The 16,659-nt window shown below is 31.5% G+C and carries 10 protein-coding genes; 8 read left to right on the top strand and 2 right to left on the bottom strand.

Translation table 11 applies throughout. The features are described from left to right. Positions 1–10: 10 nt before the first annotated feature. Positions 11–2,962: a cation-translocating P-type ATPase gene (locus ACXLDF_RS12555; protein WP_457558879.1), complete on the bottom strand. Its 2,952-nt coding sequence runs from the start codon at positions 2,960–2,962 to the stop codon at positions 11–13. A 651-nt stretch (positions 2,963–3,613) separates the two neighbouring features. On the opposite strand from ACXLDF_RS12555, the gene ACXLDF_RS12550 reads away from it, so the two are divergent. The 8 genes from ACXLDF_RS12550 (at position 3,614) to ACXLDF_RS12515 (ending at position 14,092) form a co-directional block, all read left to right on the top strand. After that, on the top strand, positions 3,614–4,792 hold the full coding sequence (locus ACXLDF_RS12550) for an ABC transporter permease (protein ID WP_457558878.1): 1,179 nt from the start codon (positions 3,614–3,616) through the stop codon (positions 4,790–4,792). Between the two features lie 104 nt (positions 4,793–4,896). Continuing rightward, complete coding sequence (locus tag ACXLDF_RS12545; protein WP_457558877.1) at positions 4,897–6,084, top strand: ABC transporter permease; 1,188 nt, start codon at positions 4,897–4,899, stop codon at positions 6,082–6,084. 259 nt (positions 6,085–6,343) lie between these two features. Beyond that, positions 6,344–9,925, top strand: coding sequence for a DNA-directed RNA polymerase subunit A' (locus ACXLDF_RS12540; RefSeq protein ID WP_457558971.1), 3,582 nt, complete (start codon positions 6,344–6,346; stop codon positions 9,923–9,925). Positions 9,926–9,940: 15 nt separating this feature from the next. Continuing rightward, complete coding sequence (gene rpoA2 / locus ACXLDF_RS12535; protein WP_457558876.1) at positions 9,941–11,209, top strand: DNA-directed RNA polymerase subunit A''; 1,269 nt, start codon at positions 9,941–9,943, stop codon at positions 11,207–11,209. A gap of 166 nt (positions 11,210–11,375) precedes the next feature. Beyond that, on the top strand, positions 11,376–11,744 hold the full coding sequence (locus ACXLDF_RS12530) for a 50S ribosomal protein L30e (RefSeq protein WP_457558875.1): 369 nt from the start codon (positions 11,376–11,378) through the stop codon (positions 11,742–11,744). Between the two features lie 298 nt (positions 11,745–12,042). Further along, on the top strand, positions 12,043–12,486 hold the full coding sequence (locus ACXLDF_RS12525) for a 30S ribosomal protein S12 (RefSeq protein ID WP_457558970.1): 444 nt from the start codon (positions 12,043–12,045) through the stop codon (positions 12,484–12,486). Between the two features lie 23 nt (positions 12,487–12,509). Next, positions 12,510–13,349, top strand: coding sequence for a 30S ribosomal protein S7 (locus ACXLDF_RS12520; protein ID WP_457558874.1), 840 nt, complete (start codon positions 12,510–12,512; stop codon positions 13,347–13,349). Between the two features lie 140 nt (positions 13,350–13,489). Further along, the gene (locus ACXLDF_RS12515; RefSeq protein WP_457558873.1) at positions 13,490–14,092 is read left to right on the top strand and encodes a TetR/AcrR family transcriptional regulator; all 603 of its coding nucleotides are present in this window, start codon (positions 13,490–13,492) and stop codon (positions 14,090–14,092) included. A 37-nt stretch (positions 14,093–14,129) separates the two neighbouring features. On the opposite strand, the gene ACXLDF_RS12510 is transcribed toward ACXLDF_RS12515, so the two are convergent. Then, positions 14,130–16,382 (bottom strand): ArsR/SmtB family transcription factor, encoded by a 2,253-nt coding sequence (locus tag ACXLDF_RS12510; RefSeq protein WP_457558872.1) that lies wholly within the window; start codon positions 16,380–16,382, stop codon positions 14,130–14,132. Positions 16,383–16,659: the final 277 nt, after the last annotated feature.

Below are 16,659 nucleotides of genomic sequence, written 5' to 3'. Positions count from 1 at the left end.
ATTCTATTGCTTATTTTCCTTCTTTTTTAAAAGAAATACCTAAACTTTTTCGGAAATATAACTTTAATAACTCCACAGAACCAATTGTTACAACAATTGCTGGGATTACCCAAAGCCATTCGACAGGTTGAAGTGGAATCACTTTGAAAGCTTCTCCAAGGAAAAATCCTGGTATAAATAGAGATAATGATAAAATTACGGATGCACATACTGAATATAACATAAACATGTTTGTTGTTAAACCTATTTTGAAAACTGAGTTATATTCAGAACGACAATTATATGCATTGGCCATTTCTGTAAACATCATAATAAGAAATGTAATTGATCGTGCATTCCACATTACGTATATTTCCAACAATAAGCTTTGACCTCCATCATTTAAATTTGCAAGGTCACCTAAATGTCCTGGATTATCGGCATATTTAGCGATTAATCCATCTAAATTTTGAACATTTTCGTATTTATATACTAGATTTATATGATCTGCAGAAACTGTAGTTATATCAGTTGGAGCAAAAGGAGGGATTCTATCGTAAAGGAGATAAACTCCTAATACTAAAATGGTTAAAATCACACCCCGATATACCATTGTAATTACAAAATTCTTTGTTAGAATAGGTTCATCTAATGGTCGTGGTTTCTGTTGCATTAAGGTTGGATCATAAGGATCATAACCTAAAGCGACTGCTGGAGCACCATCTGTAACTAAATTAATCCAGAGTAATTGTGTGGCAACTAGTGGTGTTGGAAATCCAATTAATGAAGCAATAAATAATACTAATACTTCCATGATATTAGATGAAAGTAAATATTGGATGAATTTTTTAATATTATCATAAATTCCCCGTCCTTCTTCAACTGCATTTACAATTGTTGCAAAGTTATCATCTGCTAAGACCATTACTGCTGCTTCTTTCGAAACATCTGTTCCTGTTATTCCCATAGCAACACCAACATTTGCAGTCTTAAGTGCAGGTGCATCATTTACCCCATCACCTGTCATAGCTACAACTTCACCTTGTCGTTGAAGTGCTTTTACAATTTGAAGTTTGTGTTCTGGACTTACTCGAGCAAAAACAGGGCATTGTTCTATTTCTTCATCAGTCATATGTTCAATATCTTTACCTTCATGTGTACTTTGACCTGGTTTGACTAAATCGAGTTCTTCAGCAATTGCAGTTGCTGTGATAAGATTATCACCAGTAACCATTTTTACTTTTATTCCAGCATTATAGCATTCTTGAATTGCTTTTTTAACTTCAGGTCGTGGTGGATCAATCATAAACTGCATTCCTACGAATGTTAAATTTCTTTCAATCACTTCAATTTCTGGTTTTTCTCCTTCTTTTACTTCTCTAAAAGCAAATCCTAAACCACGTAATGCATCTTTTGCTTTACCTTCATATGCACTTAAAATTTCTTTCTTATCTTCTTCAGTAATTGGTCGAATTTTACCATCTATTTGAATAGTATCACAGTAGTCAAGTAAAATTTCTGTGGCACCTTTTACAAATGCAACGTTTTTACCTTCATACTTATGAATAGTGGTCATTCGTTTTCTCGTTGAATCAAATGGAATCTCATCAATTCTTGGATATTGTTCAATCATCTTTTTATGTTCAAAACCCGCTTTCCAAGCTGAAGTAATTAAGCACCCTTCAGTTGGGTCACCAAATGTATTCCATTTTTTATTAGTAGTAGATTGACTGAGACGAGCATTATTACATAAAATACCAGTTTTAAGCACAAGTTCTAAATCTGGAATAGAATTAATATCGACTTCTTGATCATTGACAAGTATCTTTCCATCAGGAGAATAACCTGAACCACTTACTGTATAAATTTTTCCTCCTGCCCATATTGCCCGAACTGTCATTTCATTTTTTGTCAATGTTCCTGTTTTATCTGAACAGATAACACTTGTACAACCTAGAGTTTCAACTGAATGTAATTTTTTAACAATTGCATTTTTGTTTGTCATTCGAGTGACACCGATAGCTAAGCATACAGTTACAACAGCTGGGAGTCCTTCTGGGATTGCAGCTACAGCTAGAGCTACTCCGGCTAAGAATGAACCTGCAATATCAAAACCACGAAGAATGTAAATTAATGCAACTAATCCACATATAACTAAAATGATATTTCCTAATACTTTTCCAAATTGTGCCAAACTTATCTGCAAAGGTGTCATTTTTTCTTCTGCTTCAGAAATCATTGTGGCTATTTTCCCAACTTCAGTTTTCATACCAGTTTCTGTTACGATAGCTTTTGCTCGACCAAATGTTAAAAGAGTTGAAGAAAAGACCATATTCTTTCGTTCAGCGAGAGGACATTCTGGATCTTCAATTACATCTACTTTCTTAGAAACAGGGACACTTTCACCTGTTAAAGCTGCTTCTTCTACTTTAGTATTAGAAACATCAAAAAGCCTTCCATCAGCAGGAATCATATCTCCTTCATGAAGGATCATTATATCTCCTGGAACAATTTCCCGGAATTTTACTGTTATCTCTTTTCCATCACGAATTATTTGAGCATCAGGTGCAGAAATTCTTTTTAATGCTTCAATTGCTTGATCTGCTTTACCTTCTTGGATAAAACCAACAATTGCATTTAAAAAGACAATAACAGCAATAATAATCCAATCATACCCAAGTGATGGAGGTTGACCTGCTTTAACAGAATGAATGTACTCGACTACGGCTGAAATGATTGCGGAACCAATTAAAATATAAATTAAGACATCTTTAAATTGATCCAGAAAAACTTTCCATCGCGGTCGTTTTTCTTTTGCTTGTAACTCATTATATCCGTATTTCTCCAGATGTAAAGCCGCCTGTTCTTGTGTTAATCCTTTTTCCATAGAAGTTCCTAGTTTTTTTTCAACTTCTTCTGGAGCAAGTAAAAACCATTTTGGTTCTTCTTGAACTGGCTTCACTTCATTTTCTTGAGTTTCCATTTTTTTAAGCCTATTTATTTTTTATTGAATATAGGGTTATGATAAAATCAACATTAATTGTGAATTTCTTATACAAAAAAAGCAAAGAATAAGAAATTAATGATGTTGATTATACCCAACCTCTAATTTAAATTAAAAGGAAGCCGAAATAAAAGTCCTTCTACTCAAAAAAACATACTAATTTTTGGAAAAATGTCATAAAGTTAAATTAAAAATGCCCTAAAATTTACTTTTTTTATACTTTTTGTATTTTTTTTATTGACATTATCATAACAATTTAATATTATTGCAAAAATCATCGAAGTAGAGATAAATTATCTTTAAATATTATTGTTCTTGCTGATATCGTTAATTGAATAAATTATATCCTCGTGATTGCTTAAATTTCGATAAATAGATGTTTTTCCTTTCATTTAGATTGTTTATAATAAATCTGAAAGAAATTCATCATTTGGTGCTAAAAATTGAATTTTCTGATTTTTAAAACCCTCTGAAAAGATTGACATAATTGAAAAATGAAAAAAAAATTTCGACTATTTTTTATTAATTTTTTAAAAGAAAAAAAATCTTATTGATTGTAATATAAAGATGAAAAGAATTAATAATGTTCATTTCTATTTAATCAACAAAATGCATTTTCTGAGATATGGATTGAATTTTTTTACACAACATAAAGTTCGCTTTTGGGCTTGTCTTCTGGGATTTTCCTTCGCTTTAGGTTCAGTTTTTACAATCCAAGGGTATGTGTCTATTTTTTCTCAAATTGTTGAAAATCATGCCTTATTGAATAACAATAATTACTTAGTGGTTGAGAAGGGTAGTAATTTAATTCAATTACTTCCTTTTGATTCAAATATTAACGAAAATTATACTAAAGAACTTGAAAGTATACCTCATATTATAGCTTGTATTCCTCTTATATTTAAGGAATTTAGCAACTCTTCTGAATATTCTTGGTGGTCTCCTGCAATTATTGGTGCTCCCTTTGATGAAATTGATCTGATATTTGATAATCATGTTCAAAATTATCTTGAATCTGGAAATTGGCCTTTTATATCCGATCAACATGTACTTATTGGTGCAGAATTCTCAAACAAAGGATTAAAGCTGGGAGATCAAGTTCAGATAAATAATTTTTCATTAATCATTGGTGGTATTCTTCAAAGTATTAATCCTTTATTTGATCAATGTATTTTCGGAGATTTTTCTATGATTCAATCAACATTCGAGATGGAAGGATATTGTTCAAGTATTTTTGTTTTAACAGATTTAATTCAACAAGGTTCTGCTACTAACCATTCAATCTTTTCTATTGAAGAAAAAATTGAAGAATCATTTCCCAACTTAAAAGTAATTAATCAATTTTCATATAAAACTTCAATTCAAGGTGTTTTTGGTAGTTTTAATGCATTAACTCAAGTGATTAGTGTCTTTCCTTTAATTATTAGTTTGATCTTCTTGTTTGTGTTGATCCAATTAACATTTAAAGAACGTCAATCAGAAATGTGTATTTTAAGGGCTATTGGAGCTTCAAATATTCGACTTTTTTCTGTAATCTCCTTTGAATTAATGATTATGGGTATTATTAGTTTTTTTATTGCAATAATTATTGGTTTTAGTTATTTTGGTATAATATATTTATTTTTTCCTGAAATTAGAATTGGGTATTCTATTCAACAGTATATTTTACAAATGAAAGAACAAATTCCATTCAGAATTTATGTAAATACTGGAATTCTTGCTTTATTCTTATTAGGAATTGTTTGTTTGCAGATTCTTTGGGATATCGTTCATATGAATATAATTACTGGAATAAAAGAAATGGAGTAGTGATTTACAAAATTTGCAATCTGAAAAATTATATAAGAATAATATAGGAATTAAAAAAAAATTTACATACAAACAAAAATCGATAAAAATTTAAGTGAATAATTATGCATCTCTTTTCATACATTCTTCAAAATTTTCAAATAAAAAAAAATCGAACTAAATTACGTGTGGGTGCTATAACATTTGCTTTAATAAGTTCATTAGTAATGGGTTTTTTGATAAATATATATTTAATAGCTGAAAAAGGTTTTTTTTCCCCATTTGAGAGTTATGACCAAATTGTTGAATCTGGAACAAGTTTCACTCAATTTTTACCTGTTAGTTCTTTATACAACCAAAAATTTCAAACTAAAACAGAAAATATATTAAATCATAGTGTTTATCCTGCTTTAATCATCTCAAATACTCCATCTATCGCAACTTTTCATTTTTCATATATTATAGGTATGCCTTTCAATATGATAGACAATTTTTGGCAAAATTTCTCATTGTCACAAGGCAGATGGTTGCATTCACAGCAAGAAGTAGTTGTAGGATGGAATTTAAGAGAGAATTCCACTGTTTATTTACGAAATTATAATTTAACTGTTGTTGGTGTTTTTGAATTCTCTTATTCCTTTTTGGATTTAGTGATTCTCACAGATTTAGAAATGTTACAGAATATTACTAATCATAAATCTCTAATTTCTGTAATGTACGTTCCAAAATTGCAAGATTCACAAATTAATGAAAAAAACCTGTTAATAAGCAAATCAAAAATTGATTCTATCGAGGCTCTTTCACCTCAAATAGATTACTTAACTTCAACAGATATTCACCGTATTCAATCAAAATTTCAAGGATTTATAGATAGTATCTCTCAAATTTTCATTTTTCTTAGTACCGGAACTGCTTTCTTCTTCATTTTAGTTGTAAATATTATTCAATTCCAGAATCAGAAGAAAGATTTTCTTTTATTCTCACAAATAGGGATGAAAACAGGCAAAATTTATTCACTATATTGGATTGAAAATGGAATAATCCTTGTTTTAAGCCTAATATTAGGTATTCCTATTTCGATGGGAATATTTACTGGATTATATTGTTATATTCGATTACAATCTGATTTATCTTTTACAATGTATCAAAATCTTCAGATTGCTTTTTGGATTTTAAAACGAGCTTTTCCTTTTCAATATATGAGAAAGTGCATCATTTGGATTAGTTGTTTTTATGTAATTATGCTTATGTTCACAACGATTTATGATTTTTTCAATAGAAAATCATTTGTTTTATATAAGAAAATAAAATAAAAAAGGTAAATTCTAATAATTTTTCAAAGATATAAGAAAATCTATTAAATTTAACCACTTTTTTCAAATAATTGTTATATTTTCTTAAATATATTTAAATTTAGGATAAGAAAATCTTTTATTGTAATTTATCATCGAAAAATTTTTTACAAATGTATAATTTTCATTCTTGTTCATGAACAGTGGAATTGCCTCTGTCACTTTCTTATTTTCTAAAAATTACTAATCCCCAAATAACACAATTAAAAGGTGTTCAACTATCTCATACAATCTAGAAACCCTTAAAGTTATTGATAAAATTCGCTTCGGGCTTTTATCTCCTGAAGAAATTCGTAAAATGTCTGTTGGTCGGATTATTACGGCTGATACATATGATGAAGATGGTCTTCCCATTAAATCTGGCTTAATGGATTCTAAGTTAGGTACAATTGAACCAGGACAAAAATGTGCGACATGTGGTAATCGAGTTGGAGCATGTCCTGGTCATTTTGGTCATATTGAGCTTGCTAGGCCTGTCGTCCATGTTGGTCATGCCAAATTACTTTTAAAAATACTGCGCGGTATATGTCATGAATGTGGACGAGTATTATTGACTGAGGAGCAAATTGAAGAATATTACGACCGTCAAGATAAATATATTGAAATTTTCGATAAACCAGATGAAACCCTAATTGGAGAAATATTTAAATCTGCAAGAAAATCGAAAGAATGTCCCCATTGTGGTGCAGAAAAACATAAAATAACAATTGAAAAGCCTACAACCTTCTATCGTGGAGGAGAACGTCTGACTCCAGTTGATATCCGAGAATTACTTGAAAAAATTCCAGAGAGTGATTATGGTCTTTTTGGGATTAATCCAGAAACTGCACGACCGGAATGGATAATTTTAACTGTATTACCAATACCTCCTGTTTGCGTTCGTCCATCTATCACATTGGATAGTGGAATTAGATCTGAAGATGATTTAACACACAAATTGGTAGATGTTATCCGTATTAATCAACGTCTGCGAGAAAACATCGATGCAGGTGCACCTCAATTAATTGTGGAAGATTTATGGGAACTTTTACAATATCACGTTACAACTTATTTCAATAATGAAGTAAGTGGGATTCCTCCAGCACGGCACCGTTCTGGACGTGCCTTACGTACATTAACTCAGCGGTTGAAAGGAAAAGAAGGGCGATTTAGATCAAATCTTTCTGGAAAGCGGGTGGACTTTTCTGCTCGTACCGTAATATCTCCCAATCCTCATATTTCTCTAAATCAAGTTGGGGTTCCTTATAAAATTGCAAAAATTTTGACAGTTCCTTCTTATGTAACTGAATTTAATATTGAAGAGATGAAGCAAGCAGTTTTAAATGGACCTCATACCCATCCTGGTGCAAATTATATTATTCGAGAAGACGGACGCCGTATCGATTTGAGATTTGTCAAAAATCGAGAAATTGTTGCATCAACTATTAAACCAGGTTTTATTATAGAACGTCATTTGCGAGATGGTGATTTAGTTCTGTTTAATCGACAACCTTCACTCCATCGAATGTCAATAATGGCACATGAAGTAAAGGTGATGTCTGGAAAAACTTTCCGATTATCTTTAGTTGTTTGTCCTCCCTATAACGCAGATTTTGACGGCGATGAGATGAATTTACACGTTCCACAAAGCGAAGAAGCACGAACTGAAGCCGAATATCTGTTAAAAGTCCAAGAACATATAATTTCTCCTAGATATGGTGCTCCCATTATTGGTGCAATTCAAGATTTTATTTCTATTGGTTATATTTTCACAAGGAATGAACGAGCACCTGGTGTACCTAATGTATATAGTAGGAAAGATACATTTATGCTTCTATACTGGGGAAATGTCTTTCGAAGAAATCCATCATTTTCTATCAAAGATCTTACTCCTGTAAATCCTGAAGATCCAGAAAATGAGTGGAAGTATACAGGAAAGGAGATATTTAGTTGTATTTTGCCCCACGATTTAAACATGGAGTTGAAATCCAAATTTTATAAAGATGAAGAAGGTGCACGTATTGGAAGCGATGGATATGATGTAATACGTAATGGAAAAATGATTTCTGGAGTAATTGATAAAAATTTGATGGGTGATGGTAAGTCTTCCAGTATTTTACATCGTATTATTCGAGATTACGGACCAACTCGTGGGCGACAATTCCTAGATGATTTTTGTGGAATGATGGTTTGGGCGATAACAATGACTGGATTAACCATGGGAATTGATGAAGTAGATATAGGTCGTGCCCGCAGTGATGTTCATAATAAAATTTATGAAGCGTATGACAGAGCAGCTGAATTGATTAAAGCATATTATGAAGAAGATGAAGAAATATTACCTTGTGCGCCTGGTCGTACTCTTTACGAGACTTTAGAGCTGAATTTAATGAGTCTATTAAATAAAGTTAGGGGTGAAGCTGGAAATATTGCATCCCACTTTTTAGGTGATACTGCTCATTCAGTTATTATGACCAAATCTGGTGCAAGAGGAAATCCCTTAAACTTAGCTCAAATGGCTGCTTGTGTAGGGCAACAATCTGTTCGACAAAACCGAATTCATCGAGGTTATATTGATCGAACTCTACCACATTTTAAAGTTAAAGATTTATCTCCAGCAGCGCGTGGGTTTGTATTGAATTCATATCGTGATGGATTAACACCTACTGAATTCTTTTTCCATGCTATGGGTGGGCGTGAAGGTTTAGTTGATACTGCTGTACGAACAAGTTCATCTGGATATATGCAACGAAGATTAGTTAATGCTTTACAAGACATGGTTGTTGAAAATGATTTATCTGTTCGTACATCTGAAAATATGGTTGTTCAGTTTAAATATGGTGATGACGGAATTGATCCAGGTCGATCAGATGCAGGTGACATTCTGAATTTTGATCAAGCGATAATAAAAACACGATCATTTAAGCAGTTATTGGAAAAAGAAGAAAAAATTGCTCAAAATTTAGATGAATCTTCACATCCAGAATTTCCAGTTTCATATGTTAAGAATATTACAAATCATGGTTTTTCAGTTATAGAACAGATTGGAGAATCTCCAACGATTAATGAAGTAAAAAGTAAAACGAAAAAGACTTTAAAAAAGGTTACTTCAAAGCCTATAAAAACAACCGAATCTTTTTCTGAAAAATTAAAAGATGAGTTATTATCTATTGCTGATTATGAAGAAAGTGATTTAAGTCAATTGAACGATAATGATTGGTATCAATATTATAAATTAGATACAGGAAAAAATGCAATTTATCACGGAAATGCAACTAAATTATTTAAAAATTGGAAATCAAAAAAAATAGAGGAAAAAAAATCAGCTAAACCTATTTCCCCAGAAAAAATAGAAGGACTTAAAAAAGATGAGAGTAAGAAGAAGAAATTAGCTGAAGAAAAAATAGAATCTTTTGAGACTCCTAAAACTCTTGCCGATTTTTCTTCTTTAGATCTAAATACTTTGTCAGATGAAGATTGGTATCAATATTATATGCTAGATACAGGAAAAAATGCAATATTTCGAAAAAAACTAACCAAGCTATTTCAAAAGTGGAAATCTGATAAATTATCTGAATTTGAAATTTCTGATGGAACTCATGAAATAGATGATGATGTTGTAGTTGAGGATGCTGAAATTGAAAAAGAAAAAACTGAAGAACAAGAACAACAATCCGATTTAGCATCTCGTAACTTCAAATCGCTAACAATTGAAGAAAGATATCAATTATATAATCAAGAAACAGGGAAAAAGGCGATTGTTAGAGGGGGAACTACAAAAATATACAAAAATTGGGAATCTAAAAAATTGGAGAAAGAATAATTATAGGTGAAAATAATGGCAAAAAAATCGTCAAGAAAATCGATTAAAAAATCAAATAAAAAACCCACTTTAAGCCCAGATGAACACCGAATTGATGAAGGTATTAAATTTTTACGAGAACATGGATTACAAGACTATTATCTGAATAAAGTTCGGGAAATCATTGAAAAAGAAGATTTTCGTGGAGAAGAGATTGATTACTTTATTAAAGAAATATATACCAATTACAAAAGAGCATTAGTTTTACCTGGTGAACCTGTTGGTACAGTCGCAGCTCAATCAATTGGTGAACCAGGAACCCAGATGACTTTACGAACCTTTCACTATGCAGGAGTTTCAGAATTTAGTGTCACCCAAGGTTTACCTCGATTAATTGAGTTAGTTGATGCTCGTCGAAATCCTAGTACGCCTATTATGTCCATCTTTCTTGATGAAGAACATCGATATAGTATTGAAAAAGCTAAAAAAGTACATTCTCAAATTGAACAAATTAAAATTGAAACAATTACTAGCGATGCAGAGATTGATCTTACTGAATATACTTTGAATTTGACTATGATTCCTGATTTAATGGAAGATAAAGACATAACATATGATGATATCCTTAAGAAGCTTAAAAAATTCAAAAAGAAGGGTGAAATTGAAGTCGATGAAGAAATGGATATGATAATTATTAATCCTGAAACTGAAGATCTTCAAAAGCTTCAAAAATTAAAAGAAAAAGTAATGAAAACCCTTATTCGAGGATTACGTGGAATTAAACGCGGAATGATCAAAAAAGAAGATGACGAATGGACTATTCAAACAGAAGGAACTAATTTAGGCGATGTATTAATAAAAATTGACGGCGTTGATGCCACTCGTACATATTCTAATCACATTCACGAAATCGAAAAATTCTTAGGAATTGAAGCAGCTCGGCAAACTATTATTCATGAAGCAGTTTCTGTGTTGGAAGACCAATCATTAGAAGTCAATATTCGACATTTGAATTGTATGGCTGATTTAATGTGCGCATCAGGGTCAATCCAACAAATTGGTCGTCATGGAATTAGTGGAACAAAAGAATCTGTCTTGGCACGTGCTGCTTTTGAAGTAACCATAAAACAGTTGATTAATGCAAGTATTGCTGGTGAAGAAGAAAAATTGCAGGGAATTCCTGAAAATGTAATTGTTGGACAATTAGTTCCCACAATTGGAACCGGTTCCATTGAGTTAACTATGGATTTTTCTGAAACTCTCCGTTTATTGCAAAATCAACATGTAGATCAATCTGATCAATAATCTAAAAATCTTTTTTTTTCCTTCCATTCTTTATTATCATTATTATTTTTATTATTCTTTGATATTTACTGCTTTTTTTACCGCTTTCGCTCTGTTAAATATTACAAACATAAATTTTTTTTAATATGGTTGATTATCGAAATTATCATATTGAGTGGATGAAATTATGTCATATCGACGAGGTCAACAAAAATTAAAGCGCCGAAAACGATCGAGTGCAAAGTCACTATGGGATGAAGGTAAAGAAATCAACGTAGCCGTAAAAACTGGGAAAGTTCTTTTAGGTGAACGTTCAGTTACTCGAGAATTATCAATGGGTGACTTGAAAATGATTGTGTTAGCGCGAAATGCTCCTGCAAAAGTTGTGAATCAAATAAAAATACTAAATAATTGTTTAGAATCTCCAATTCCTGTATATGTTTCAAAAAATTCCAGTTGGGAACTGGGTGCTATATGTGCTCGCCCACATTGGGTTTCTGTAGTCGGAGTAATTAATCCAGGCGATTCTTCAATTATGAAAGCTGTTGAAAAATAAGTTTCTTCAATTTCAACCTTGATTTCTTTTTTTTAAGTTCTATAATGTAATTAACATTTAATTAATATGCATTTTTATGACCGTTAAATTATGAAAAATTTTGAGTTTAGGTGAAATCCTCTTTTAATATCTGTTTTCTCTTAAAATTCATTTTTATCAGTGCGCTCCTCGTTTTTAAACTTTATTGCTTGATAATCCTCTTAGTTTTTTTCTTCAAAACCCAAAATTTTATTTTAAATGGAAGGTTGATTTCCCTATCGCATATTACGATTATCGATTTATTGGAGTTATTTATACTATGGGAAAAAGTAAAAGTCCACGCGGTCAATTTGCTGCTCGTGCATTAAAAAAGAAACGACAAAAATTCCGCTGGAGTGATAAAAATTATAAACGACGCACCCTCAGAATTAAACAGAAAACCGACCCGCTAGAAGCCGCACCAATGGCCGAAGGAATTGTCCTCGAAAAAGTCGGAGTAGAATCAAAACAACCAAACTCCGCCATCCGAAAATGCGTCCGTGTTCAACTTCGTAAAAATGGTAAACAAATTAGCGCATTCTTACCTGGTGACTCCGCTTTAACCTTTGTAGAAGAACATGATGCAGTTACTGTAGTTGGAATCGGAGGCGCCATGCATGGTGCTATTGGGGATCTTCCTGGAGTTCGCTGGAAAGTAATTAAAGTGAATGGCGTTAGTTTAGATGCTATGATCCAAGGTAAAAAGGAGCGGGCTGTCCGATAAGTTTGAATATAGGTGAAATAGGCATGGTTGGAAAACGAAAAAGTAAAGCGAAAAAAGCTGAAGAAGAAGCAAAAGCTGAAGAAAGTGCAAAAGAAGATACCGCTGCGATAGAATCTGAGGAAAAAGAATTGTCCGATGCCGCTCTTGAAGGATTAGAAGCTGACGAATCAGTAGAATTAGAAGATGAAATTGATGAATCTGCTGTTCTCGAAGAAGATGAAGAAGATACAACCAAGAAGAGGCGAAGTAGGCGTTCTGTTGCTGATATTAAACTTTTTAATAGATGGTCTTATGAAGGTATTGAAGTACATGATATCAGCTTGCAAAATTATATTAATTTAAATCCTGTTATCATTCCTCATTCTGGTGGAAAGCACCAACATAAACGATTTTGGAAGACTGAGCATATATCGATTATCGAACGTTTCATCAATAAGATAATGACACCTGGTTTGGTTAAAAAACGCATTAAAGGGCGAGGCGCGTCCCATAATATGGGTAAAAAATCAAAAATTATCCAAATTGTCTATAATGCATTTGCAATTGTTGAACAAAAAACCGGTGAAAATCCCATTCAAGTTTTTATCAATGCTTTAGAAAATAGTGCACCTCGTGAAGAAACTACCCGAATTTCATTAGGTGGAATTAGTTATCAACAGGCAGTTGATATTGCACCTCAACGCCGTGTGGATTTAGCGCTAAAATTGTTAGTTCAAGCCACTGTTGGTAAAGCATATAATAATATTAAAACTATTGATGAGTTATTGGCCAACGAGTTGATTTTAGCCAGTCGAAATGATACAAATTCCGCTGCAGTTAAACGGAAAGATGAGATGGAACGAGTTGCAATTTCTGCTCGTTAGAATTCCTTTGTTGTGGATTATTGGATTGCTCATTTATTTTATTTATATCTTATTTTTTCTCTCTTTCTAATTCTAATTTCCAGTAAATAATGAAGTAAACATTAAAATTATCGCTTGGGTTATTGTTCTCTGTAAGTAATATGATGATAGATCGATCTGAGAATTTAGAGAAAAAAAAAGCAATTGCATCGAAATTTAAAGAGTATTTCTTCAATTTTGGAATGGTTGATACAATTATCAGCGATGTAACTCAAGATATGCATATCAGTAAAAAAACTTTTTATAAATACTTTCCTGGGGGAAAACAAGATTGTTTATATTTTATTTTCTATGATATTGCTAAGGAATCAAAAAATGAAATAGACCAAATCTTATCCGATAAAACAAATTTCGCTAAAATAAAATCTGCTGAGATTCTTTCTATACTATTTCAGAAAATATATGAAATGGTTCTCCCCTATGTTTATGGAAATAAGGCTCAAACTAAAGAAGATTACTTGATCGAAAATCAGATTGTTGGAAATGCGTATGCAGATGTATTCAGTGATACTATCAAAAAATTTCTAAGTCAAGGAAAAGAAGCAGATCAATTCCATTTTTCAAATTTAGATTTAACATATGAAGCAATAACCGCTATTGTGAAAAAAAGTATTGCATTGATTTATGATGTACAACAGGAGAAATCCCAAGTTACTACAATTCAACAAGAAACAATAGAATTAATATTAAAAATACTTAATTAATTTAGTACTTTAACATATTATCATATTGTCTCTGTATTTATTTTTCTTTAAGAAATGCGAACTTATTAACTGTTAGATCAAGTAAACAATTTTTAATGGCTAGAAGTTGTTGAATTGTGGTAAAGTTTTGAATTACTAGCATATCTTGAAATTCTGAATATTTTTCAATTTTATTTAAAGGAGTTTTTTGCCCATTTTTGATAGATTCACCTTTTTTGGTTGAATTGTGTCTTAATTTATAGCGAATGGTTAATTCTTTGAATGATGATGCTTGTAATTCGGTATACATTTTAATAATCGTTGATAATGGTACTGATGCAAGAGGATCATGGAATCCAATGCGGTAATGTAATATTGGTTCTTGAAAAAGCTGCTGTGCTTTCTGATCTACAGGGATTAAAATGGAATTTGGAGGATTTAGAAGTTCTTTTTGAGGATGAGCTTCTGCTAAAACATAATGAATGGGATTATTTTCATTAAAATTTTGTTTATCCAGTAATTTTTGCATGAAATCCATAATTTTTACTGCGAAAGTACGATTTTTCGTTTGCATTCTAATAAATAAATCAGTATGCATTAAAACCATTTCATCCATTCCATGAAATGAGACCGCTGCGATTGTGCAACCTTTAGGTAAAAAGTTTTTTTGAGAAGAAGTTGATTTAAACAAAATTTCTTGTAAATGTTGCCAATTGGTAAATTTGGGTAAATTTCTACGAATTAAAGTATATTTGTATTCAAAAAAATCAAATACTCTGAATAAAGCTTTTTCTAATCCTTTAAAAAATGTCTTTTCGTTCTTGTTTGATTTATAATACAAAGCTAAAAGATTTATTGAAATTTTTTCAAGAATTACAGCAGGTTTAAACTGATCATAGTGCTCAACTGCGATTGGAATACGAAGATTGGTGTAAATATGCTCTGCAGAAGGCCATCCCCATTTCATAAATTGATCGAATGTGACTTGTGGATGTGGAAGAATCGATATTAACAGTTGCTGAAATGAAGAAAGTTTAGAGAATTCTGAAGCATTTTGAATTCCTTTAAAATCTGATTTTTGTCCGTGGATTACTAAATTTGGGAGATGAATTCCCGACTGAGAAAAGTCTCTTTGCAGATGCTGCCAATCATTTGCATATATTTCAAACAAAGGTCTTATATCTACAAAATTTGCAATCAAAGAAACACCCAATGATATTTTCCAATTATCCGAAAGATAGGGGCTCCAACTATTTATTAATTGATATAATTCCTGATTACGCTTAGTACTTCTATCTTGGCTGAGAAAACGTTCTAAAAATAGATCAAAGCGAATAATACTGATTCCCATGGGGAAAAATGGCTTTATTGCTTTGAAAAATGATTGTATTGCTTGAATTAGTTCATATAAATTTAAATTACCTATAGAAATGTCTATAGGGTCTTCTTTTTGAATGTAAACTCCTTTAGAAGATTTATTTTTAGAAGAATTGAATTTAATATAATCGAATCTGCGAATATATTTGAGTATTATTAATTCAAATTGATCTCCAGTAATAACCAGTTCAACTGGCGAAATTCCGAAATGACTTAACTTTGCAAATAAAAAATCTCCAGACAAGAATGCATCTGCATATTTTTGTTGCAACAAGTTAAGTAAAACGAATTGTTCTATGACATTTCGTCCCAAAATATCTTGAAATTGTGCTGGACTAGAACAATGTTTGGATATTAATAGCTGCTTAACATCAAATGGGGGAAGACCTAACCGTGTGAGTTTGGCACGATAGTTTTCAAAATGATGTTCTACTAATATAGCGTTGATGTATTCTCGAACCAATGGTGCCGTAAGATATGTTATATTTGCCTTATTTAATCTTTGTTTTGCTTCAATAGCAATTTCTTTAGCAATATCTAAAGGCATTCCTGCTTCTTCTTGAAGATGCTTTTCAATTATTGATTCGTCAAAAAATTCCATAGAATACTTAGAAGTTCGAATTCTGATTGGTGCTTCAGGTGTAACCACTTCTTCAACTGATCGAAGGAAATTTCGGGTTTTATCACCCATCTCTGTTAACTGATAGCCTTTTTCATCTCCTGTGATAATTAAATTCTCTTTAAGAATGTTTAAATGATATGAAAGATTTGGTGTTATGCCAAATTTATCTTCCAATTCGTGTTGAATTTCGTTGTATTCAAGCGGTCTTTTATATTGGCTTAGAATCTGAACAATGGCGATTCGTGCTTCATTTTTAAGTGCTCCTAAATATTTCACTAATGGATCAATCGAATTGTCAGATTTTGAAGTCATAAAATAACCATTCCGTGTTGAAAAATACGTAAAAGAATTTGATATATGAATAAGAGTAATCTCAACCAATAAATTCTATGATTTTTTCAACACAAATCTCAAAATAATTTCAGAAAAGACAAAAAACGACAAAATGTATTATTCTTTGTTAAAAAAAATGTAATACTTTTTTGTATAATAAGTAAGATATGTGAACTTTAAAAGTATTTAAGGCAATTGTATTGTATAAAACACCATAAATTAATACAAAATTTAAATAGTCCTATGAGAAATATAG

The sequence above is a fragment of the Candidatus Harpocratesius sp. genome (assembly GCF_054039255.1).
This window is presented reverse-complemented; position numbering and strand designations above follow the sequence as displayed.